At 65.1% G+C, this 21,705-nt stretch carries 26 protein-coding genes and 1 tRNA gene; 10 read left to right on the top strand and 17 right to left on the bottom strand.

From position 1 onward, the window contains the following. The first annotated feature begins 41 nt into the window (after positions 1 to 41). Together P1IM2_RS05465 and hspQ are read left to right on the top strand one after the other, a co-directional pair. A tRNA-Ser gene (locus tag P1IM2_RS05465) sits at positions 42 to 131 on the top strand. An 89-nt stretch (positions 132 to 220) separates the two neighbouring features. Continuing rightward, complete coding sequence (gene hspQ, locus P1IM2_RS05470) at positions 221 to 604, top strand: heat shock protein HspQ (protein WP_062902462.1); 384 nt, start codon at positions 221 to 223, stop codon at positions 602 to 604. A 33-nt stretch (positions 605 to 637) separates the two neighbouring features. Here hspQ and P1IM2_RS05475 read toward each other — a convergent pair whose 3' ends face one another. Beyond that, on the bottom strand, positions 638 to 1,522 hold the full coding sequence (locus tag P1IM2_RS05475; RefSeq protein WP_003044048.1) for an ABC transporter permease: 885 nt from the start codon (positions 1,520 to 1,522) through the stop codon (positions 638 to 640). Positions 1,523 to 1,630: 108 nt separating this feature from the next. Between P1IM2_RS05475 and P1IM2_RS05480 the strand changes: the two genes are divergently transcribed. Beyond that, positions 1,631 to 2,326, top strand: coding sequence for a GcrA family cell cycle regulator (locus P1IM2_RS05480; protein WP_062902463.1), 696 nt, complete (start codon positions 1,631 to 1,633; stop codon positions 2,324 to 2,326). Further along, on the top strand, positions 2,323 to 2,721 hold the full coding sequence (locus P1IM2_RS05485; RefSeq protein ID WP_186401731.1) for a PaaI family thioesterase: 399 nt from the start codon (positions 2,323 to 2,325) through the stop codon (positions 2,719 to 2,721). The genes P1IM2_RS05480 and P1IM2_RS05485 overlap by 4 nt, the downstream gene beginning before the upstream one ends. A 57-nt stretch (positions 2,722 to 2,778) precedes the next feature. Here the strand turns inward: P1IM2_RS05485 and P1IM2_RS05490 are convergent, their stop codons facing one another. Next, on the bottom strand, positions 2,779 to 3,624 hold the full coding sequence (locus P1IM2_RS05490; protein WP_186401732.1) for an outer membrane protein: 846 nt from the start codon (positions 3,622 to 3,624) through the stop codon (positions 2,779 to 2,781). A gap of 182 nt (positions 3,625 to 3,806) precedes the next feature. Here P1IM2_RS05490 and parE point away from each other — a divergent pair, with 182 nt between their 5' ends. The 4 genes from parE (at position 3,807) to P1IM2_RS05510 (ending at position 8,346) form a co-directional block, all read left to right on the top strand. Further along, the gene (parE, locus tag P1IM2_RS05495; RefSeq protein WP_186401733.1) at positions 3,807 to 5,786 is read left to right on the top strand and encodes a DNA topoisomerase IV subunit B; all 1,980 of its coding nucleotides are present in this window, start codon (positions 3,807 to 3,809) and stop codon (positions 5,784 to 5,786) included. 82 nt (positions 5,787 to 5,868) lie between these two features. Beyond that, positions 5,869 to 6,393 carry an RNA polymerase sigma factor gene (locus P1IM2_RS05500; RefSeq protein ID WP_186401734.1) on the top strand — a complete coding sequence of 175 codons (525 nt, stop codon included), beginning with the start codon at positions 5,869 to 5,871 and terminating at the stop codon, positions 6,391 to 6,393. Then, the gene (locus P1IM2_RS05505; RefSeq protein WP_186401735.1) at positions 6,390 to 6,983 is read left to right on the top strand and encodes a hypothetical protein; all 594 of its coding nucleotides are present in this window, start codon (positions 6,390 to 6,392) and stop codon (positions 6,981 to 6,983) included. The genes P1IM2_RS05500 and P1IM2_RS05505 overlap by 4 nt, the downstream gene beginning before the upstream one ends. 1 nt (position 6,984) lies before the next feature. Next, on the top strand, positions 6,985 to 8,346 hold the full coding sequence (locus tag P1IM2_RS05510; RefSeq protein ID WP_186401736.1) for a serine hydrolase: 1,362 nt from the start codon (positions 6,985 to 6,987) through the stop codon (positions 8,344 to 8,346). Here the strand turns inward: P1IM2_RS05510 and P1IM2_RS05515 are convergent. Genes P1IM2_RS05515 through uvrC form a run of 7 tightly spaced genes read right to left on the bottom strand, consistent with a single transcriptional unit; the run spans position 8,315 to position 14,893 of the window. Next, entirely contained in the window at positions 8,315 to 9,106 is a 792-nt protein-coding gene (locus tag P1IM2_RS05515; protein WP_058811395.1) for a LysR family transcriptional regulator, read from the bottom strand. The genes P1IM2_RS05510 and P1IM2_RS05515 overlap by 32 nt on opposite strands. Next, the gene (gene apaG / locus P1IM2_RS05520; protein ID WP_040590068.1) at positions 9,103 to 9,504 is read right to left on the bottom strand and encodes a Co2+/Mg2+ efflux protein ApaG; all 402 of its coding nucleotides are present in this window, start codon (positions 9,502 to 9,504) and stop codon (positions 9,103 to 9,105) included. Before apaG ends, P1IM2_RS05515 begins: the two co-directional genes overlap by 4 nt. A 17-nt stretch (positions 9,505 to 9,521) precedes the next feature. Beyond that, positions 9,522 to 10,727 (bottom strand): trans-sulfuration enzyme family protein, encoded by a 1,206-nt coding sequence (locus tag P1IM2_RS05525; protein WP_186401737.1) that lies wholly within the window; start codon positions 10,725 to 10,727, stop codon positions 9,522 to 9,524. Between the two features lie 6 nt (positions 10,728 to 10,733). Then, the gene (leuB, locus tag P1IM2_RS05530) at positions 10,734 to 11,780 is read right to left on the bottom strand and encodes a 3-isopropylmalate dehydrogenase (RefSeq protein WP_186401738.1); all 1,047 of its coding nucleotides are present in this window, start codon (positions 11,778 to 11,780) and stop codon (positions 10,734 to 10,736) included. A 50-nt stretch (positions 11,781 to 11,830) separates the two neighbouring features. Continuing rightward, positions 11,831 to 12,568, bottom strand: coding sequence for a DNA repair protein RecO (gene recO, locus P1IM2_RS05535; RefSeq protein WP_186401739.1), 738 nt, complete (start codon positions 12,566 to 12,568; stop codon positions 11,831 to 11,833). Then, on the bottom strand, positions 12,556 to 12,948 hold the full coding sequence (locus P1IM2_RS05540) for a PaaI family thioesterase (protein ID WP_082813210.1): 393 nt from the start codon (positions 12,946 to 12,948) through the stop codon (positions 12,556 to 12,558). Before P1IM2_RS05540 ends, recO begins: the two co-directional genes overlap by 13 nt. Before the next feature lie 10 nt (positions 12,949 to 12,958). After that, positions 12,959 to 14,893 (bottom strand): excinuclease ABC subunit UvrC, encoded by a 1,935-nt coding sequence (gene uvrC, locus P1IM2_RS05545; RefSeq protein WP_186401745.1) that lies wholly within the window; start codon positions 14,891 to 14,893, stop codon positions 12,959 to 12,961. Positions 14,894 to 14,959: 66 nt separating this feature from the next. Here uvrC and P1IM2_RS05550 point away from each other — a divergent pair, with 66 nt between their 5' ends. Together P1IM2_RS05550 and P1IM2_RS05555 are read left to right on the top strand one after the other, a co-directional pair. Then, positions 14,960 to 15,679 carry an SDR family oxidoreductase gene (locus P1IM2_RS05550; RefSeq protein WP_058811863.1) on the top strand — a complete coding sequence of 240 codons (720 nt, stop codon included), beginning with the start codon at positions 14,960 to 14,962 and terminating at the stop codon, positions 15,677 to 15,679. Positions 15,680 to 15,755: 76 nt separating this feature from the next. Then, positions 15,756 to 16,193, top strand: a complete 438-nt coding sequence (locus P1IM2_RS05555; RefSeq protein WP_186401740.1) for a surface-adhesin E family protein — start codon at positions 15,756 to 15,758, stop codon at positions 16,191 to 16,193. A 63-nt stretch (positions 16,194 to 16,256) separates the two neighbouring features. On the opposite strand, the gene P1IM2_RS05560 is transcribed toward P1IM2_RS05555, so the two are convergent. From P1IM2_RS05560 to P1IM2_RS05595, 8 genes are all read right to left on the bottom strand, one after another. Further along, entirely contained in the window at positions 16,257 to 16,808 is a 552-nt protein-coding gene (locus tag P1IM2_RS05560) for a H+-transporting two-sector ATPase subunit B/B' (RefSeq protein ID WP_003044099.1), read from the bottom strand. Beyond that, positions 16,801 to 17,301 (bottom strand): H+-transporting two-sector ATPase subunit B/B', encoded by a 501-nt coding sequence (locus tag P1IM2_RS05565; protein ID WP_003044101.1) that lies wholly within the window; start codon positions 17,299 to 17,301, stop codon positions 16,801 to 16,803. Before P1IM2_RS05565 ends, P1IM2_RS05560 begins: the two co-directional genes overlap by 8 nt. 87 nt (positions 17,302 to 17,388) lie before the next feature. Continuing rightward, the gene (locus P1IM2_RS05570) at positions 17,389 to 17,616 is read right to left on the bottom strand and encodes a F0F1 ATP synthase subunit C (RefSeq protein WP_003044110.1); all 228 of its coding nucleotides are present in this window, start codon (positions 17,614 to 17,616) and stop codon (positions 17,389 to 17,391) included. Positions 17,617 to 17,656: 40 nt separating this feature from the next. Beyond that, a complete protein-coding gene (locus tag P1IM2_RS05575) occupies positions 17,657 to 18,442 on the bottom strand; it encodes a F0F1 ATP synthase subunit A (RefSeq protein WP_003044113.1) in 786 nt (261 codons plus the stop codon). A gap of 68 nt (positions 18,443 to 18,510) precedes the next feature. Beyond that, complete coding sequence (locus P1IM2_RS05580) at positions 18,511 to 18,831, bottom strand: AtpZ/AtpI family protein (RefSeq protein WP_003044116.1); 321 nt, start codon at positions 18,829 to 18,831, stop codon at positions 18,511 to 18,513. Positions 18,832 to 19,035: 204 nt separating this feature from the next. Beyond that, positions 19,036 to 19,431 carry a YdbL family protein gene (locus P1IM2_RS05585; protein WP_058811390.1) on the bottom strand — a complete coding sequence of 132 codons (396 nt, stop codon included), beginning with the start codon at positions 19,429 to 19,431 and terminating at the stop codon, positions 19,036 to 19,038. Positions 19,432 to 19,446: 15 nt separating this feature from the next. Further along, complete coding sequence (locus P1IM2_RS05590) at positions 19,447 to 19,608, bottom strand: YnbE family lipoprotein (RefSeq protein ID WP_371830003.1); 162 nt, start codon at positions 19,606 to 19,608, stop codon at positions 19,447 to 19,449. Positions 19,609 to 19,661: 53 nt separating this feature from the next. Then, positions 19,662 to 21,705, bottom strand: a 2,044-nt coding sequence (locus P1IM2_RS05595) for a YdbH domain-containing protein (RefSeq protein WP_186401741.1), incomplete at its 5' end; no start/stop codon positions are given.

Consider the following 21,705-nt stretch of genomic DNA (forward strand, 5'->3'; position numbering starts at 1 on the left):
CAACATATGCGGACCGCCGCTAGGGGCAACCGCCTCAGCGAGGAGAGTTGGCTGAGTGGTCGAAAGCGTCGCACTCGAAATGCGAAGTGCCGGCAACGGTACCGAGGGTTCGAATCCCTCACTCTCCTCCATTTTTCCCCATGTTTCGACCCGTGGCGCGGGCCGTCGCGGGACTGGGGAATGGACTTGAATCCCCCGCGGATCGTCATAAGTTAACGACATGACGATCAAGAATACTTCCCTGCCCGATACGCCCGCCGCCGCTATATCCGCGCCGCTGATCGAACGCGCGCGCTTTGCGCCGGGCGATATCGTGCGGCACCGGATGTTCGATTTTCGCGGCGTCGTGTTCGACGTCGATCCGGTCTTCGCGAACAGTGAGGAATGGTATCAGGCGATCCCCGAGGCGATCCGCCCGGCCAAGGAACAGCCCTATTACCACCTACTCGCCGAAAGCGAGGACAGCGCCTATATCGCCTATGTCAGCCAGCAGAATCTGGTGGCCGACGGCGACGAAGGGCCGGTCGATCACCCGCAGGTCGAGGCGATGTTCGACGGGCTCGATCGCGGTCGCTACCGCGTCCGCTCGATCCACCGCCACTGACCTGACCGGCCCTCGCGGGTCGGTGCGGACTCTTCAGGCCTTGAGCTTCCAGCCTGACGCCAGAAGACGATAGGTGATGACGCCCAGCAGCGCATTTACGCCGATAAGGAACAGCGCTGCGGTCGCGACCGGATTGGCAATCGTCGAATCGACCGTGCCGATGAAGCCGTACCGGAACCCCATGATCGCATAATAGACGGGGTTGCCGTGCGCGACCGACTGGAACCAGGGGGCGAGCTTGTCGACCGAGTAGAACGTCCCGGACAGCAGCGCGAGGGGCGTGACGACGAAGTTGGTGACCGCGGCGGCATGATCGAATTTTTCGGCCCACACCGAGGTCAGCAGCCCGAGGAAGCCCAGCATCATCGCCCCGAGGACGCCGAACAGCGCGACCGCCCATGGATGCTGCGGGGCGACGTGGACGCCGGGCCAGAACAGCATGGCGGCCCACAGCGCGATACCGACGAGGATCGCGCGCGTCACCGCGGCGCCGACAAGCGCGATAATCAGCTCGCCCACGGCGAGCGGCGGCATCAGATAATCGACGATGGTGCCCTGAATCTTCCCGACGAGGAGCGAGAAGCTCGAGTTGGCGAAGCTGTTCTGCAGCATCGCCATCATGATCAGGCCGGGGGCAATGAAGTCGGCAAAGGGAACGCCGATGACGCGGCGACCCGCACCGCCCAGCGCGACGGTAAAAATGACGAGGAAAAGTAGCGTCGTGACCGCCGGAGCCCAGATAGTTTGGAGCTGGACCTTGAAAAAGCGCCGCACCTCCTTGACATATAGCGCCTGCATCCCCGGAACATTGAGCGTCCGGATATGCGGGACACCGGGTTCCGCGAAATGCGGCGCGGCACGGAAATCGCCTGAGCCTGTGCCCGACTCCGGGCGCGAAATTTGGGGCTGGTCGTTCATGGCGTTCTCGCCTATCGCCTCCCCGATCTTACCGCAAGCTGGGCTGTGACTGCGCGCGTCCTTTCGGGAATGCGATCCGCCCGCGGCGTGGAATGATGAGGAATAAAGATGTCATGGACTGATGAGCGCATCGAACAGTTGCGCAACATGTGGGAAAAGGGCCTGACCGCCAGCCAGATCGCCGACGAGCTCGGCGGGGTCAGCCGCAATGCCGTCATCGGCAAGGCGCACCGTCTGGGGCTGAAATCGCGCCCGTCGCCGGTCAAGGCCACCGACAAGCCGGTAAAGGCGCCCGCGCCCAAGGCGGCGGCGCCCGCTGCACCCAAGCCGGCGGCCGCGCCTGCTGCACCCCGTGCTGCCGCACCGGCGGCTCCGCGTCCGGCAGCTGCACCGCCCAAGGCCGAACCGAAGCCGGTTGCCTCCGATGCCTCGGCCCCGGAAACCGACGCGCCATCCAAGCCTGATGCGCCGCGCATCGTCTCGATCGGCCCGGGAGGCTTCATTCGTCAGGGACCCGGCGACCAGCAGGCTCCGATTCCGCCGGCGCCGCCGCGCCGCCTGGTGCCCGCGAAGCCGAGTCCCGAGATCGCCGACAAGACCAGCCTGCTCGATCTCAACGATCGTATCTGCCGCTGGCCGATGGGCCATCCGGGCGAGCCCGATTTCCATTTCTGCGGTGAGGCGGTGAACCCCGGCTTCCCCTATTGCGTCGAACATTGCGGACGCGCCTATCAGGCGCAACTGCCGCGCGGGACGCGCCGCCCGCCGCCGCCGCCGCCCTTCGGGGGGCCGCGCGTCCGGTGAGGCCGTTCGGACAGGATTTCGAATTCGCGCGCTTCATGGGGTTCGAAATGGTCGAGCGCGGCGATGGTCGATGCCGGATGGCGATCGACATCGACCGCGCGCGGCACTTCAATCCGCAGGGCGTTGCGCATGGCGGCGTCGCCTATTCGCTCGCCGATACGGCCATGGGCGGCGCGCTGACCAGCCAGATGCCCGACAGCAAATGGTGCGCGACGCTCGAAATCAAGTTTAACTATCATGTCGGCGTACGCGAGGGCCGGCTGATCTGCGATGCGACCGTGCTGCATCAGGGCAAGCGCATCGCCAATATCGACGCGCGTCTTTATCAGGAAGATCGGTTGGTCGCGAGCGCGAACGGCAATTTCGCCATCTTCGACGCGCCGCTCGGCCAGTAGGATGACTTAGGAAAAGGCGCCGGATCGCTCCGGCGCCTTTCCTTTCCTTACCTCCTATTAGAAGCGGAAGCTCAATGTTCCGCGAACGCTGTGCGTCCGGAAATGCGGATCGCTGCGCTGGATATTGGTGCCGCCGCCGTTGAGGAGGAACGGGTTGGTTGCGGGGGCGCTGCCCGCGCCGACGTTCACCACATAATCATCGTCCTTTACGTCGGTGTAGAGATATTCGAGCCCGACCGCGATGTTGTTCGTGACCATCACCTCGGCCCCGCCGCCGGCGGCATAGCCCCAGGCGTTGGTCTTACCATTGTCGGCAAAGCTGTTGGCGGTGTTGGTCGTCGTAAAGCGGTTGTCGAGCCGCGCATAGGCGGGGCCGCCGGTGACATAGAAGAGCGCGCCACCGCCGGGCGTGTAACCGGCGCGCAGGCGGGCGCTGGCCTGCCAATCGGCTTCGCGGCTCATCGTATAGCTCGCGGGGGTGGTCGAAAAGCCGCTGACGCTATCGCGGGCGACGCTGTGACCACCCTCGATCAAAGCCCCGACGACGAAATTGCCCATACGCTTGTCGAGGCCGACGCGACCGAAGAATTCGGGTCCGTCCTTGTCGTTGCGGCAGCCGCCGTTCGCGGTGCCTGTCGCGGCGCCGTTGCAGAAACCAGGCGAGAAGGCGTCGGCGCCGGTCGAGGTCGTGACCTGATCGCCGTAGGTGCCGTCGCGATCGGTATCGAAGACGAGCGTTTCGCCGCGATCGCTGCCCTGCAGCGTCGCGCCGCCGCCGACCGAGACATAGGGGCCGTTGAAATCCTGCGACCTGTCGCGCGCGGTGGATCCGCTGTCTTGGGCCATGGCCGGGACAGCCAGCATCGTCGCCGCCGAAGCGACGAGGAGAGAGGCGAGTTTCATATATTTTCTCCACTTTTTGAGTGACTTTGCAGTCACCCGATCAACCCGCCGGCTATCGGCGAAGTTCCTGCCTGTGCTGAAAACGGGATGAGCCGAGCGGCAGGAAATCGGTCCGCGCCGCGCCCTGGATCGCCCGAAAACCGCGCTTGCCAGCGCCCTTCCCGGCCCTCTATAGCAAGGCCATGAGTCACGATTTGTTCGACAGCTCCGCCCCCGCTACCGAAAGCTACAACGCCTCCCAGATCGAGGTGCTGGAAGGGCTCGAACCCGTCCGTCGCCGTCCCGGCATGTACATTGGCGGCACCGACGAGCGGGCGCTGCATCATCTTGCAGCCGAAGTCATCGACAACAGTATGGACGAAGCCGTCGCGGGCCACGCGACGCGGATCGAGATCACGCTCGACGTCGGCAACCGGCTGACCGTAGTCGACAACGGCCGCGGTATGCCGGTCGATCCGCACCCGAAGTTTCCGGGGAAATCGGCGCTCGAAGTCATATTGACCATGCTCCATTCGGGCGGGAAGTTCGAGGGCAAGGCCTATGCGACGTCGGGCGGCCTGCACGGCGTCGGGGTCAGCGTCGTCAACGCGCTATCGATCGAAACCATCATCGAAGTTGCACGCTCCAAGAAATTGTATCGACAGTCTTTTTCTCAAGGCCTGCCCTTGGGCGCGCTCGAGGAACTGGGGCCGACGCCGAACCGCCGCGGTACCAGCGTGACCTTCGTGCCCGATCCCGCGATCTTCGGCGAACATGGCCGGTTCAAGCCGCAGCGGCTCTATCGCATGGCGCGGTCGAAGGCCTATCTTTTCGCCGGGGTCGAAATCCGCTGGAAATGCGCGCCCGAACTGATTGGCGACGACACGCCCGCAGAGGCGGTGTTCCAGTTTCCGGGCGGACTCGCCGACCATCTGAAGGAACAGATCGGCACACGCGAGTGCGCCACTGCCGAACCTTTCGTGGGGCGGCAGGAGTTCCCCGACGAACAGGGACGCGCCGAATGGGCAATCGCCTGGCCGCTGTGGTCGGACGGCAGCTATAGCTGGTATTGCAACACCATTCCCACCCCCGCAGGCGGCACGCACGAAGCCGGGCTGCGCGCTGCACTGACCAAGGGGCTGCGCGCTTTTGGCGAGTTGATCGGGCAGAAAAAGGCGGCGCAGATAACCGCGGAAGATGTCTTCAACGGCGGCGAGATGATGCTGTCGGTCTTCATCCGCGACCCCCAGTTCCAGAGCCAGACCAAGGATCGGCTGTCGAGCCCGGAGGCCGCGCGCCTCACCGAAAATGCCGTGCGCGACCATTTCGACCATTTCCTCTCGGACAATATGGATCGTGGCCGCGCCCTCCTCGGGCTGATCCTCGAACGGATGGACGAGCGGCTCAAGCGCAAGGCGGAACGCGAAGTCAAGCGCAAGACGGCGACCAGCGCGCGCAAGCTGCGCCTGCCCGGCAAGCTGACAGATTGTTCAAACAACGGCCCGGAAGGCACGGAATTATTTATCGTTGAGGGCGACAGCGCCGGCGGCAGTGCCAAACAGGCGCGCGATCGCAAGACGCAGGCGATCCTGCCCATTCGCGGCAAGATATTGAATGTCGCCAGCGCCAGCGCGGACAAGATCCGCGCCAATCAGGAAATCGCCGATCTTGCGCTCGCGCTCGGCTGCGGGATGCGCAAGGATTGCGATGCCGACCGCCTGCGCTACGACAAGATCATCATCATGACCGATGCCGACGTCGACGGCGCGCATATCGCGACGCTGCTGATGACCTTTTTCTTCCAGGAAATGCCCGACATCGTCCGCACCGGCCATGTCTATCTGGCGCAGCCCCCGCTTTATCGCATCACCGCCGGGGCAACGTCGGCCTATGCGCGCGACGACGCCCATCGTGCCGAACTCGAAGCGACTCTGTTCAAGGGCAAGCGCGTCGAGGTCGGACGCTTCAAGGGGCTGGGCGAGATGAATCCCAACCAGCTCAAGGAAACGACGATGGACCCGGCGACGCGGTCGTTGCTCAAGGTCACGCTGCCGCAGGAATATGAGGAGCGGCAGATCGTCAAGGATCTGGTCGACCGGCTGATGGGCAAGCATCCCGAGCATCGATTCCAGTTCATTCAGGCCAATGCCGCAACACTGGACGAGGCGGCGATCGACGCCTGAAGCGAATTTTTCGCCTCCCCTGTCAGAAACACGCGCCGCCGGCGACTAACCGGATATTGGCACGGGATTTTGGGAGATCGGGGTGACCGGAAAGGCGCAAGACAGGCTGTTCGAAGAGGCGATCGACCGCTTCGGCGGCGCTATCGCCCGCATGGCGCGCGGCTATGAAGCCGATCCCGAACTGCAACGCGACCTTCTCCAGGAGTTGCAGGTCGCGCTTTGGCAGAGCTTCGCCCGCTTCGATGCCCGCTGCGCGATGAGCACCTGGGTCTGGCGCGTGGTGCATAATCGCGCCGCCTCGCACGTCGCCGCCCAAGCCCGCAAGCGTCGGCGGCCGTGGGTCGATATCGAGGATCTGGCGCTTGCCGATGACGCCCCCTCGCCCGCCGAGCGCGCCGAGACCGACCAGGCGCTGGCGCTGATGCTGGCGATCATCGACCGGCTCGGGCCGCCCGACCGGCAGATATTGCTCCTTTATCTCGAGGGGCTGGCGGCGACCGAAATCGCCGAGGTCACCGGCGTATCGTCCGAGACCGTCGCAACCAAGGTCCATCGCTTCAAATCCATGCTCACGCGCCGTTTCGCGAGCCCCGGAGACGCATCATGACCGATTATTCCGACGACATGACCCTTCACACCCTGTGGCAAAGCGATACGGCCGCGTTCGACCCGATGCCGGTCGAGGAAGTCAGGCGCCGCGCGTCGCGGCTCGGCGACATCGTCGCCCGGCGAAATCGCCGCGAATATATGGCCGCCACCATCGTGATTGCGGGTTTTGCCGTCTATGCCGTGGTCCTTCCCGGCCTGCTGTTCAAGCTGGGCAGTCTGCTCGTGATTGCCGGGACACTGTTCGTCAGCTGGCAGCTAACCCGCCGAACCTCGCGTCCCGATCCGGCGGCCGAAGCCGCGGACATCCGGTCCTATTACCGCGCGCGCCTCGTTCGTGAAGAGCATATGCTGTCGCGCGTCGGGCGCTGGTATCTTGCACCTTTGCTGCCCGGTCTGCTGCTGTTCATGACCGCACAGGCGCTGGATGACCGTTATGGCATGGTTGGTAGCACGCTGCTGATCGGCGGGCCGTTGCTGCTTTTCGGGGCCATCTGGCTCCTCAACCGGCGCGGCGCCGCGATGCTGCGGCGCCAGATAGCGCGCATCGATCGCGATCCGCCTGCCCCTGCCCCCGAACAAGGAGAATGATATGAACCGCCTGCACCGCCTTGCTGCAGCTGCCCTGCTCGCCGTCCCCTTGGCCGCGCTGCCTGTCGGGACCGTCCACGCTCAGCCGGGCACAACCGCACGCGCCGAACAGAGCGCCTTCGACCGCCGCGCCGGTCAGCTCGTCGCCCTGTTCGAAGGGCGGGTGCCCTATGCAGACTATTTTGCGCCTTCCTTCCGCGCGGCGATCCCGGAAGCGCGGTTTGGGGAGATCAGAGAAAATCTGGTCGGCCAATATGGCAAGCCGGTCGCGGTCAAGCGAGCGACATCAGACGACGGTCAATCGGGCACGATACTGCTCCGCTTCGAACGCGGGACCGCGACGATCCGCCTGGATGTCGGCCCGGCCCCCGAAGCGCTGGTGCTGGGACTTCGAGTAACCGGATTTGTGGCTGCCAACGATAGCATCGCCGCAGTTGCAGCGGAAATCGCTGCTTTACCGGGCGATACCGGGTTTCTTGTCGCCGAAGTTGACGGCGACAACATTCGTCATATTGCGGGTTCGGGCACCGATCGGCAGTTTGCTGTCGGATCGATATTCAAACTCTATGTTCTCGATGAGCTCGCTGCGCAGGTCGCGGCGGGGAAGCGGCATTGGGACGATGTCGCCCCGCTTGCCCATCCCAGCTTCTCGTCGGCGGCGACCGCCAACTGGCCGCTGAATACGCCGGTGACGCTACAAACGCTGGCGAACTGGATGATTTCGGTCAGCGATAATGGCGCCGCCGACACGCTGATCCATCTGCTCGGCCGCGAGACGATCGAAGCGCGGATGCGGGCGGCTGGCAATAGCGCACCCGCACGCAACACGCCCTTTTTGACGACGGTCGAGGCCTTCGCGCTCAAGGGCAACAATTTCGCTGATCTCCGTTCAGCCTTTCTCTCCGGCAGCGAAGCGGAGCAACGCAAGATCGTCGATGACAATGCCGATCGCTTAACCCTCGCCAATGTTGACGGCGTCAGCTTCGAAGGAAAACCGCGCTTTATCGACAGCCTCGAATGGTTCGCCTCGCCGATGGATGTGGCGCGGGCCTTTGCCGATCTGCGCGCGCGCGGTTCGGCGCCGACGATGGCGGCGCTGGCGATCAACAATGGCGTCGGCCCCGCAGCGGCGGCGGACTGGTCCTACCTTGGCTACAAGGGCGGGTCGGAGCTTGGCGTGGTGTCGATGAGCCTGCTCGGCCAGCGCAAGGCCGACGGCAAATGGTTCGTCGTCACGGCAAGCTGGAACAATGCGGCCTTGGACCTCGACGGCAACAAGTTCGCCGGTCTCGTCACCCGGCTGCTCGCGCTCGCAGCCAAGGAGGGCGGCGTTACGCCGTCAGCGCCGCCACCAGCGCCTTGACCTTCGCCTGCCGCCATTGCGGGGTCGGCGCGACGAGCCAATAGCCGCGTTTCGTATCCATCGCCTCACCCACTTGGCGCACCCGCCCGGCGGCAATATCGGCCTCGGCGAGCATGGCCGGGACGCAGGCTTGCCCCAGCCCGTTGGCCGCGGCGTCGATCGCCAGCCCGGCATCGCCAAGCCGCAACGCGGGCTCTCCCTCGGCGACGGGGCATCCCGGCCACGCAATCCGCGTGTCGCTGCCGCCGCCAGGCCCCGCCACGGTGACCATCGATGCCGCCGACAGAGCGACCCCTTCATGGTCGCCGGCCCCGTCGGTCCAGAAAATCGCGAGATCGAGATTGGCCTCGGTAAAATCAATGCCGCTATCGGCCGACACAAGCGTGAACCGCACGTCGGGCGCCTGTTGGCTGTACCGGGCGAGACGCGGCGCCAGCCATTTGGCGGTCAGGTCGCGCGGCGCGGCGATGGTCAGCGATTGCGACGACTGCCCCGCCTGCATTGCGCGGACCGATTCCTCGAACTGCAAAAAGCCCTGCCGCAGCGCGTCGAGCCCGGCATGTGCTTCCCCCGTCAGTTCAAGACCCTTAGGGGTGCGGCGGAACAGGACGACGCCTAGCATGTCCTCCAGCGCGCGGATCTGTTGACCGACCGCCGCCGGGGTCACCGCCAGCTCGTCGGCGGCACGGGTAAAGCTGAGATGGCGGGCAGCGGCGTCGAAGACGCGCAGCGCGTTGAGAGGCAGATGGGTGCGCTTCATGACGCGGTCGCGGGGGCCACGAGCGGAAAGGCCGGAATTGCCGCCAGCATCTGCGACCCGTCGGTCATTTCCATCACATAGGTGCCGACCATCCCGCCTTCGGGCGTCGGCAGCGGGCATCCCGAAACATAGTCGAACGACCCGCCGGGCGCGATGAGCGGCTGTTCGCCGACAACGCCTTCGCCCTCAACCTCGCTCACCTGCTCGCGGCCGTCGGTGATCCGCCAATGCCGCGTCAACAGCTGCACCGCGGCCTCACCGTGATTTTCGATGCGGACATGATAGGCCCAGAACCAGCGCCCCAGCGCCGGATGCGACTGTTCGGGCAGGTAGCTGACCGACACGCGCACCGTGATCGGCCCGGTTGTCGCGGCAAAGGGGAAGAGGGAGTCGATCATCGCGCCGCCAGCGTCGCTCAAAGCCCGACCTTGGTCAATGCCTGGTCCAGATCGGCGATCAGATCGCGCGGATCCTCCAGCCCGATATTGATGCGCAGCATCCCCTCTTCGATGCCCATGTCGGCGCGCGCCTCGGCGCTGACGCCGTAATGGGTGGTCGACGCAGGATGGCAGCACAGGCTGCGCGCATCGCCGATATTGTTCGAAATATCGACGAGTTCGAGCGCGTTCAGAAACGCCATCGCCTGCACCCGGTCGTCGAGGAAGAAGGAAAAGATAGGACCACAGCCATCCATCTGGCGCATCGCCAGATTATGCTGGGGGTGGCTGGCCAGGCCGGGATGCAGGATACGCCGCACGCGCCCCTCGATCGCCTTGCCGACCGCCAGCGCATTCTCCGACTGGCGGCGGGCACGCAGGTCGAGCGTTTCCAGCCCCTTCAGAACAACCCATGCGTTGAACGGCGACAGGTTCGGTCCGGTATTGCGCTGGAACGGCAGCAGCACCTCGTTGATGAATTTTTCCGTTCCGCACACCGCTCCGGCGAGGACGCGGCCCTGCCCCTCCATCAGCTTGGTCGCTGAATAGGCTACGACGTCGGCGCCGAATTCCAGCGGGCGCTGAAGCGCGGCGGTCGCGAAGGCATTGTCGACGACGGTCGTGATGCCATGCGCCTTGGCGAGATCGCACACCGCCTGCAGGTCGACGATATCCATCGTCGGATTGGCGGGGGTTTCGAAAAAGAAAAGCTTGGTGTTCGGCTTGATCGCTGCCTTCCACGCGTCAAGATCACGGCCATCGACGACGCTCGTCTCGATCGCGAAGCGCGGCAGCAACGTATCGACGAGCCAGCGGCACGACCCGAAGGCCGCTTTCGCAGCAACAACATGGTCTCCAGCGGACAATTGGCAGAGCAGCGCCGTCGTCATCGCCGCCATGCCAGTGGCCTGCGTCCGGCACGCCTCGGCCCCCTCCATCAACGCGATGCGTTCCTCCAGCATCGCGACGGTGGGGTTTTGCAGGCGCGAATAGGTCATGCCCTGCGCCTCGCCGGCAAAGCGGGCCGCGACTTCCTCGGCGCTGTCATAGGTATAGCCGGAGGTCAGGAACAGGGCCTCGGACGTTTCGCCATGTTCGCTGCGCCACGTCCCGCCGCGCACCGCCTGCGTCGCCGGACGCCAGTTCCTCGTCTTGCTGCGATCGAATCCCGTCGTCTTTTTCATCTCGCTCTATCCGTTCAAAGCCGCGACAACCGCATCGCCAAGCGCTGCGGTGCCCATCGATCCGCCCAAATCGGCGCCGCGGCATCCGTCGGCAAGGATTTTCGCTACCGCACTCTCGATGCGCGCCGCGCTCGCCGCGTCGCCGCCCGAATGGCGGAGCAGCATGGCGAGCGACAGGATCATCGCGAGCGGGTTGGCGATCCCTTTACCCGCAATATCGGGAGCGCTGCCGTGAATGGGCTCGTACAGCCCCTCGCGGCCTTCGCTCAGCGAGGCCGATGCGAGAAGACCGATCGAGCCGACGCACATCGATGCCTGATCGGACAAAATGTCGCCGAACAGATTGCCCGTGACGACCACGTCGAACTGCCCCGGATTGCGCACCAACTGCATCGCGGCATTGTCGACATACATATGACTGAGCTCGACGTCGGGATAGTCGGCCGCAACCTCGATCACGACGTCCCGCCAGAGCTGCGAGGTTTCAAGGACGTTCGCCTTGTCGACGGAGCACAGCCGCTTCCGGCGCCCTTGCGCGGCGCGAAAGGCGACATGCGCGATGCGCCGCACCTCGCTCTCGCTATACGCCATGACGTCATAGCCTTCGCGCTCGCCGGTCGCGGTCGTGCGCATGCCCTTTTCGCCGAAATAGACGTCGCCGTTGAGTTCGCGCACGATCAGCAGGTCAATCGCCGAGGCCACTTCGGGGCGCAGCGCAGAGCTGTCTTCGAGTCCCGCGAACAGCTTGGCCGGACGAAGATTGGCGAACAGGCCGAGTTCCGACCGGAGGCCGAGAATAGCCTGCTCGGGCCGCAAATGACGCTCGACAGCATCGAAGCGCGGATCGCCGACCGCACCGAACAGGATCGCATCGGCCGCCTTGGCCTTTGCGAGCGTCTCAGGCGGCAGCGGGTGGCCGGTGGCGGCATAGGCCGCGCCGCCGACAAGCGCGCGGTCGATCGTGATGGGCAGCGCCAGCGCGGCGAGGACCTTTTCGGCCTCGACCATAATCTCCGGTCCGATACCGTCGCCAGCCAGCAGCAGGATTTGCACGTGCGTCGCCCTTTCCTATCTTCGCGAGCCGCTTAGACAGCGGCGGCCCCTCACGCAACCGCCCTGCCCAGCCTGCCGAGCAATCTTTCCCTCACCGCCAGCAAGTCGCGGTTTCGGCCATCGAGAATGTCGCGGTCGAGGAAATGTCCGGTGATGGCAAGTCCGGCGATGACGTCGGCAATCGACGGATCGGCATCGCGGCCGCGCAAAAAAGGCGGCAGTGGCATCAGCCGCGCTTCATATCCAGCCGCGGCGGCGCGGCCGACCGCCCCGCCTGACTTGGGGCTGACAAAGGCCAGATCGTCGGCGGTGCCGGTCGCCACGCATTCGTCGAGGCTGAGCCCGAAACCGAGCTCGGCAAGCAACAGCAACTCATAGCGCGCGAGCGCCGCTGCCCATAGCCGCGCCGCCGGCGCCACCGCAATCGCCTCCAGAAGCGCCGACAGCGCGGCGTAGAGCGACGGATAGGGCTGGCTTTCGGGAAGCGCCGCCGCGGTCAGGCTGGTCGCCCAGTCGATCGCGGCGGCCGCCAGCGGTTCGAAGAGCAGCGGCGCGCGGCTGGCGATCATTTCAACCGTGGCGCCGCCAAGCTGATCCTCGGTCCGCGCCCGCAGGTCGAGCGCGACGAGGTTTCCCGGCATAAGTATCGGGCGCAGGCGCCGCGATCGCCCCCCGCGCACATAGCCGGCGACAAGGCCGGCACGCTCGGTCAGGGCGCGCAGGATCGCGCCATGTTCGCCATGCGCCCGAACCGCGCAGACGATGGCATCGGCGGTCAGGCCGGCCAAAGCACCATCTGCGTCTGGGTGACGAGCGCGACCTCTTCGCCCGCTTCGGTGCGGATACGCGTCTGCCAGACCGACAGGCGCTTCCCGATCTTGACCGGCGTCGCTTCGCCGACGAGCACCGACCCGACCGGGCCGGCGCCAAGGAAATTGGTCTTGCTTTCGATCGTCGTCGTGCCGCTTGCGCCGTCGGGCAAGGTCAGGAAGGCGCCGACCGCGCCCAGACAGTCGGCAAACGCCATGATGGCGCCGCCGTGGACGATATTGCCCGCGGTGCAGATGTCGGGCCGCACGGGCAACCGCCCGGTAACGCGCTCTTTCGTCCCTTCCTGTATCGTCACGCCCAGCGTTCCGGCGAGCGGCATGGCGGCTGCGAAATCCACGTTCTTCTCCTCAGCTTCCCGGATTGTAGAAATCATAAACGGCCTGCGCGACCGCCGCGCTGACGCCCGGCGCCTTTTTCAGATCGTCGAGGCTGGCGCTGCGGATCGCCCGCGCCGTGCCGAAATGCATCAACAGCGCCTTCTTGCGCGCCGGTCCGATGCCCGGAACCTCGTCAAGCGGCGAGCTGCCCATCGCCTTCGCGCGCTTCTGCCGATGCGCGCCAATGGCGAAGCGATGTGCCTCGTCGCGCAATCGCTGAATGTAGAAAAGCACGGCATTGTTCGGGGGCAGCGTGAATTCGCGGCCGTCGGGCAAAAAGAATGTCTCGCGCCCGGCGTTGCGATCCGGTCCCTTGGCGACGCCCACATAAGGAAGATCGTCGATACCGAGTTCCGCGAGCACGGCGCCCGCTGCGGACACCTGCCCTTTGCCGCCGTCGATCAGCACCAGATCGGGCCATTCGCCCTTGTTGCGTTCGGGATCCTCCTCGAGGGCACGCGCGAAGCGGCGCTGGAACACTTCGCGCATCATCGCGAAATCGTCGCCCGGCTGCGTTTCCGGGCGCTTGATGTTGAACTTGCGATAGGCGCCCTTGATCCAGCCTTCCGGCCCCGCGACGACCATCGCGCCGAGCGCATTGGTGCCCTGAATATGGCTGTTGTCGTAGATTTCGATCCGCTGCGGCGGTTCGTCGAGATCGAACAGATCGGCAAGTTCACGCCCCAGTTTCGCCTGACTGCTGCTTTCGGCAAGGCGGCGGTCGAGTTCTTCGCCGGCGTTACGCACCGCCTGTTCGAGCAGTCGCTTGCGATTGCCGCGCTGCGGGACGCTGATCTCGACCTTGCGGCCCGCCGTTTCGCCGAGCGCTTCGGCAAGGACCGCGGCGTCCTCGGGCTCGCGATCGACGAGGATCAGCTTGGGGGGCGGCACGCCCTCGTAAAATTGCATGAGGAAGCTCGCCATCACCTCAGGTTCGGGCACCCCCGCGACATGCGCGGGAAAGAAGCTGCGATGCCCCCAATTCTGCCCGCCGCGAATGAAGAAACCGGCAATGCAGAGCTGCCCGCCCTTCGCGGCCAGCGCAAAGACATCGGCATCGCCCAGCCCGTCGGCATGCACCGACTGGCTACCCTGGATGAAGGTCAGCGCCTTCAACCGGTCGCGGAGCACCGCGGCGAGCTCGAAATCCATGGCTTCGGCCGCGCGCGTCATCGCGTCGCCCAGTCGCTTCTGCACCGCAGTCGAGCGACCCTCCAGAAAGTCCTGCGCATCGCCGACGAGTTCGGCATAATCGGCCTTGTCGATGCGATCGACGCACGGCGCCGAACAGCGGCGGATCTGATAGAGCAGGCACGGCCGCGAACGATTGGCGAAGAAGCTGTCGGTGCAACTGCGCAACAGAAAGGTCTTCTGGAGCGCGTTGAGGGTGCGGTTCACCGACCCCGCGCTGGCGAACGGGCCATAATAGCGTCCCTTGGCACGGCGGGCGCCGCGATGCTTTTGTACCCGCGGGAAGTCATGATCCATGCGGAGCAGGATGAAGGGGAAGCTTTTGTCGTCGCGCAGCAGGACATTGTAGGGTGGACGATAGCGTTTGATGAGCTGTGCCTCGAGCAGCAGCGCCTCGGCCTCGCTTGTCGTCGTCACGATCTCCATAGCGCGCGTCTGCGCGACCATGCGCTGCAACCGCTGCGGCAGCCGCGCGACCTGGGTGTAGTTGGTGACGCGGTTCTTCAGCGCGCGGGCCTTGCCGACGTACAGAACGTCGCCGCGCGCATCGAGCATCCGATAGACACCGGGGCGCACCGGCAGCTTGCGCACGACGCCGCGAATGACCTCGGCACCGCGCTCCAGATCGGGCTTGTCGGCCCCCTCCCCCTCGCCGCGGACGACATAGGTGGCCTTCTCTTCGTTGAATCGTTCGGGAGCGTTGGGACGGACCATCATTTCCATGTAGGCGATGGCCGCGCGGCCCGCCATAGTGTGGCAGGTAAAAGCATGGAGGGGGCGATGGAATTACACGGCAAACTGGCGCTGGTGACGGGCGGAAGCGACGGAATCGGGCGCGAAATCGCACTGCAATTGCAGGCGGCGGGCGCCGAGGTGGTCGTGACGGGCCGCTCACCCGAAAAACTGGCGGGGATGCGGGCGCTGGGTTTTGAAACGATCGCCGGCGATCTGTCCGAGCCGGCGGGAATCGATGCCGTCGTCGCGGGGGTCGCAGGGCGACCGCTGGCGCTTCTGGTCAACAATGCCGGGGTCGGCAGCGATTATGAGCTGGACGAGCCGGCAACTCTCGACAGCGCGGCGCAGTGCATCCGTACCAACCTCGACGCGCCGATCGCACTCTGCACGCGGCTGCTGCCGATCCTGCGCGCCCAGCCTGCCGCCGCGATCGTCAATGTGACCTCGGGGCTCGCGATCGCACCGCGCGCCGGCGGTTCGATCTATTGCGCCACCAAGGCCGGGCTGCGCGCCTATACGCAGGCGATCCGCCACCTGCTGCGCGACAGCAATGTGGCGGTGATCGAGGCGCTGCCGCCGGTGGTGGAAACCAATATGACCGCGGGTCGCGCCGGGAAGAAGATGAGCGCGCACGATTGCGCCGCCGAAATCGTGCGCGGCATCCGCACCGGCAAGCGCGAGGTGAATGCGGGGGCGGTGAAGCTGTTGCAACTCGTCAACAGCGTCTCGCCCGCCCTCGCCCGCCGGATCATGATCAAATATTGAGGCCGCCAATTTCGGCTTTGCGCGCCCGAACGGCTGTGGCAGGCCGTGCACGGGGCGCACCATAAGGGGGGATATTATGCGCATGATTTTTGTGGCGGCCACGCTGTTGCCGCTCGCCACGCCGGCTGCCGCCGCCGAATGGTATCTGGTGGGCGGCAATGATTCGACCCGCACCTATGTCGCCCTTGCGAGCCTGCGCGCGCTGAGCGGCAAGATCGTCGGCGACGTGCTGAGCGTCTATGCCAAACCGCTCAACGGCGGACCGATCGTGGGTGCAAAAATTCGCGAGGAGCTCGATTGCGGTGGCAATTATTTCCGCACGCTCGAATATAGCTATTATCGCGCCGACGGCAGCTTCATCGAGAGCGAACCGTCCGAGACGATCACCGAGCACAAGACGCCCGCCGCCAACAGCATCAACGAGGCGATCATGGATTTCGCCTGCTATCGCAAAGGCGGCACCGCGGTCAGCGATCCGTTCAGCGATGCGGCCGACAATTTCGACGAGTATTGACGCGAAAAAGCGGCCGTCTCGCTTAGACGAGACGGCCGCTTTTCATGGCCCGATCGGGAAAGATCAGCTCTTGGCAACGGCCGCGATCGCCTGATCGATCAGCGCCTTGTCGGCGCCCGCGTCATGCTTGGCCGCGATCAGCGCTGCGGCGGCATCGGTCGCCGCCTTGGCCGCCGCGGCACGAACCTCGGCAACCGCGTTGGCTTCGGCCGCTGCGATGCGGTCTTCGGCCATCTGCTTGCGGCGAGCGATCAGCGCGGTCGCATCGCCCTTCGCCTTGGCGACGAGCGCTTCGGCCTCGGATTCGGCGCGGGCGCGAAGCTCGTCGGCTTCCTTCGCCGCATCGGCAAGCTTGGCCTCATATTCGGCCTTGAGCGATTCGGCATCGAGGCGAAGCTGTTCGGCTTCGCCGAGCTGCTTCGAAATCTCTGCGATCTTCTTGTCGAGCGACGCGCCGATCATCGCAGGCACCTTCTTCCAGACAAGAATGCCGAGGAAGGCGAGCATCGCGATCGACACCCACACGGTGGCGTTAAGCCCGAAAGCCGTCGGATCGGCATGCGCCTCCCCGGCAGCGCCGGCAGCTTCGGACAGGATCATCAGGAAATCAGCCATGCAGCACCGCCTTCACCGCAGCCTTTGCGTCGGTTGCGGCAACTTTCACGCCCGACAGCTTGGCCACTAGGTCGGTCGCCGCTTCGGCAGCGACCGATTCGATTTCCGCCATTGCCGAGGTACGCGCAGCGCCCACATCGGCTTCGGCCGCTGCCAGCTTTTCCGAAAGCTCGGCATCGACCTTTGCCAGACGCTTTTCGGCGTCGCGAGCGGCCTTGTCCTTGGCGTCCGAAACCGCCTTCTGCGCCGCAGCGCGGCTCGCCTCGCTCTGCTGGCGATAGCTTTCCTCGAGGCCGTCGGCGGCCGCGTGTGCGGCCTTGGCCGCCGCCAGATCGTCGGCGACCTTGCGATCGCGCGCGTCAACCGTCGCCTCGATCTTGGGCAGCATGCCGCGGCCGATGACGATGTAGATGCCGGCAAACACGACCAGCAGCCAGAAAAGCTGCGAGGCGAGGTACCAGTTATCAGCGGTTAGCTGGGCTATCTGGGGCATGAAAGGCGAACCTTAAACTTATGAAAAACCTGCAAATCGGTGCAGCCGGTCCCCATCCGAGGACCGGCCACGCCGGATCGTCCGAAATCAGACGACGAAAAGCAGGATCATCGCGACGACGAACGCGAGCAGGCCGAGAAGTTCGGCAGCCGCGAAGCCGATGAACAGGCGACCCTGCTGGCCGTCGGCGGCCGCGGGGTTGCGCAGCGCGCTTTCGAGGAAGCTGCCGAAGACGTTACCCACGCCGATGGCGGCCATGCCGGCACCGATAGCGGCGAGACCAGCACCGATCAGCTTTGCTGCTTCTGCGTCCATTGTAATACTCCTTGGGTGTAAGCGTTTGATATAAACGGGATTAGTGAAGGTTGACCGCGTCGTTGATGTAAAGCGAGGTCAACAGGGCGAAAACATAGGCCTGGATACCGGCAACGAGCAGTTCGAGCGCGCTGATACCGATCATCAGGATGAAGCTGAGGACCGAGACGATCGAGCCGAGCCAGACGGTTTCGGCGTTGAAGCCGTTAATGACGAAGCCCGACAGCACCTTGAGCAGAACGTGACCCGCCGTCATCGCGACGAAGAGACGCAGGCCGAGGCTGAAGGGACGGACCATGAAGGACACGAACTCGATGGGCGCGATGATCGGAATCATCGGCAGCGGCGTGCCATGCGGCACGAAGAGCGAGAAGAAGTGCAGGCCGTGGCGCCAGAAACCGACGACGAGCACGATCGCGAAACTGACAAGCGCGAGAACGCCGGTGATCGCAATATGGCTGGTCACGGTGAAGGGATGGATGCCGAAGACGCCGAGCGGCAGCATGCCGAGCAGGTTGCAGAACAGGATGAACATGAACAGCGAGAAGACATAGGGCGTGAACTTGCGCCCTTCGCTGCCGATATTCTGGGTCATCATGCTCGAGATGAAGCCCGTGAAGCCCTCGACGGCAGCTTGCCAGCGACCGGGAACGAGCTGACGGCGCATGCCGCCCCACATGAAGATGCCGAGCGTGATGGCCGCGACGACCATCCACAGCGCGCTGTTGGTGAACAGGATTTCGTGCCCGCCCAGATGGAAACCGCCGCCGAGCGGGGTCACCTCGAACTGGTGCATCGGGTCGATCTTGCCGGATTCCGCCGCCACTCTTCACTCCACGCGCATTGCGGGGCGGCTCATCGGGCCGTCCCGCCAGAAATTCCCTTTGATCCGCGCTACTTGCGTGGACCCGAAGCGATGCGAATGATGTTCCGGAACGCCACGACGATCCCCATGAACAACATTCCCAACAACCCCCAGGGCGACGTGCCCGCGATGCGGTCGATCAGCCAGCCGAACAAGGCGCCACCGATCAATCCACCCAGCAGTTCCGCCAGCACCCGGTTCCCGAGCCGGTAATTGGCATCGGATTCCGGACTGGCGGTGCCTGCGGTCCGTTTCGCTTCTGCGGCTTCGGCCCGGTCCAATCGCTCTTCGAGCGAGACCAGGCGCGAATCCTCCGAAGTTTGATCCGGATCGCTGCCCTTCCCCGTCATCTTCCGCCATCCTCCTGAAACAGAACCGAAAAGAATCGGTGCCGCCCGCGAAAAAGGCCCGGAAAAAGCCGGGGGACCCCTAAGGCGCGGCCCGTTTAGGAACGCCGCCCGATTAAGTCAATGCCCGTGCGCAGGCGCACAAAAATGCCGCCGCGTTTAGGGGCGCGGCGGCATAATGAGGCACGAAGGCCTGCTGCTAATTTGTCAGTTGGCGGCGCACCGCGGATCGCGCACCGGCGGGCTGCTGTCGCGCGTCAGCCACTTGCCGTCGGGCGTGCGGTATTTCTCGCCCGGCGCGGTTTTCAGGATCAGGTTGCAGCCCGTCACAAAGGCGAACTGTTCGATCGTGCTGCCCGCCGGCGCGTTGCGCGTATAAGCGTCCTTGCGCTTGATATTGAGGTCGCTGACCAGCTTGCGCACCGCATCGGTCGGCGTGGTCACAAAGCCGAGGTAGCCGTCGGGTTGTTCGCCGATCAGGCCCGCAGCGCGCGCATTTTCATAGGCGGGGTCGCGCTGCGCCAGCGCCGGCGTGACCAGCGCGGCGACCGCTCCGGCGGCGGCCAGTGCGGCGATTGCGGGTTTGAACATCTGCTTCATCATCTTGTTTCGTCCCTGTCAGAAGATAGAGCCATTTTGTTCGATCAGCTTTTTCGCGTCGCCGTCGATCCTGTACACCACTTCCTGCTGGATGCGGATGTTCAGGTTGATCTCGATCGGCTTGTCGGGCGCCGACACCTGAACGCAGCCGCCAAGGCCCATCGTTCCGATCGTCAGCAACAGACACCGACCGCCTATGGCCGCTCTCCTCATCTTTCCTGTCTTCCTTACCGTCATTGCACGGGCTCGCTTGCTGGAGGCTGAACGGGCGCCGCCTTCGCCGCTGCGGCGGCTTCGGCGTCGCGCTGCGCTTGCAAGAGCTGCGACAAATTCTGCTCCACCAGGACCGATGGATCGTAAAAGCTCTTTGCAGAGAATATCAGGCCGCGGAAAGGCCCTTCGACACGAATGTTGAAGATCAGCGGGATTTTGGCGACCTGATCGACCAGGAAATTGCGCTTCGCGCCGACGCCCTTCCCAATCCCGCCAAAGCGGATTTCCGTCACCATTTCGCCGTCGAGGTTGCCGTTGAGGACAATCGTCAGATCGTCATATTTCAGCGACCGCAGCGCGCCGAACGCAAAATTGGCCATCGTGCCGAGGTTGTGATTGGAAAGCTCGCCAACATAGGCGAGCGTCCCGCCGCCGTCGCGCGCATCGATCCGCCCATTGACTACGCGCCCGCCAAGCCCGTCGAATTCGACCGGCAGCGTCCCGTCGAACTTGCCCGTCGCGTTGATATTCTCGAACCCGAACTGCTGAAGGAAAACCGCGGCATCGACGCCGACCACATCGAACATCAGGCGGCGCGGCTGGGTGGCGCTGAAATCGAGCGTGGCGGGGTGAAGCAGAAGCTCGCCGCCCGCGAAGGGCCAGCGCCCGCCCTCGATCCGCACCCGATTGCCGCCGAGCAGCTGATAGTCGATCTTGCCGTCCACGACGGGAATGCCCGGATTGACCTCATTCAGCGCGACGGTCTGCCCCGGCGCCGAATGGAGCCCCAGCAGATCGTCGAACGTCAGCGTCGACGTCAGCCCGGTCACCGGGCCAAACGCAGCGGCGAGGTCGGTATTGGCGGTCGCAAAAGTGCCCCGGCTCGTCACGCCGTCGGCGTTCCATTCGATCCGCCCGTCGCCGACGACCGAGCCCTGGACATTGGCAACGACGCCTTGCGCAAGCGTCGTGAGCTGTTCGGGCTGGAAATTATCGTCGAACCGCAATTCCTTGACGATCAGATCGGCGGCGCCGCTACTGTCGGCAAAGCGATGGCGGATCACCGTATCGAGTATCTTCCGGCCGCTCTCGCGCTCGTCGAAACCGGCCCTTGCGTCGATCACGCCGTCGGCGAAACGGAGATGCGCGTCGCGGCTGATCAGCGGCGCAAAGCGCTTGTCCGCCGCCGCATCGGTCAGCACCAGCCCGCCGTCGAGCGTCAGCGCGCCGTCGGCCCAGCGCCAGTTGCCGGCAATCTCGCTCATGTCGAGCGGGACGGCGCCGATCTTGCCCTGCGCATCGGCAAGCGTTCCGGCCATCCCCTGTCCCCCCGCCACGCCCGAAAGGCGTCCGGCGGCGAAATGCGTCACGCTGTCCCCGGCCCCGATCCGGACATCGGCGTTGGCAAGCGACCAGCGCCACCGCGCCAGATCGATCTCGCCGGGACCGCTGTCGAGCGCAAAGGGCGATGCCCCGCTGGTGCCGCGCAGCTTGAGGCCCGGAAGCCGCACGGCGCCGCGCCCCCCCGCCGGTCCCACGCTGAACAGCGGCGCGCCGGGGGCGCTGCACAGATCGACACCGTTGTTGACAAGACGCAGCCCCGATACGTCGACCTTATTCGCGGTGACGCGGTGGCAGCCGCCGTTGAACGCCATCCCGCCAGTTGCCGCGAGCCCACCGGCGATCGGCACGCGAAGCCCCTCGACCCGCCCACCCGCGAGCGGTCCGGACAAGGTGGCGCTGGTCGAAAAGCGCATCGCGGTGCCTGGCGCGCTCGAAAAGCGCACGGAATCGAGCACCAGACGCGCGCCCCCCGCCTGATAGGCGTCGATTTGCGCCAGCCCGGTCATGCGGCCGTCGGCACGGCGGTCGAGTTCCATCGCGCCGACCGGAAGGCCGCCGCCGCCGAAGGTCCAGCGCCCCGTCGCAATGACTTCGGGGCGCGGTGCCGCGAAGAGGTAACCGATGCGGCTGTCGGCGCTGCCCGCGAAGCGTGCGCCGCTACGGCTCGACAGGCTGGGCGCGGCAAGCTCGAAACGGAGCGCCTCGCCCTGTCCGGTCCGC

This window comes from Sphingopyxis sp. P1IMeth2 (assembly GCF_900185685.1).
Taxonomy (GTDB): domain Bacteria; phylum Pseudomonadota; class Alphaproteobacteria; order Sphingomonadales; family Sphingomonadaceae; genus Sphingopyxis; species Sphingopyxis terrae_A.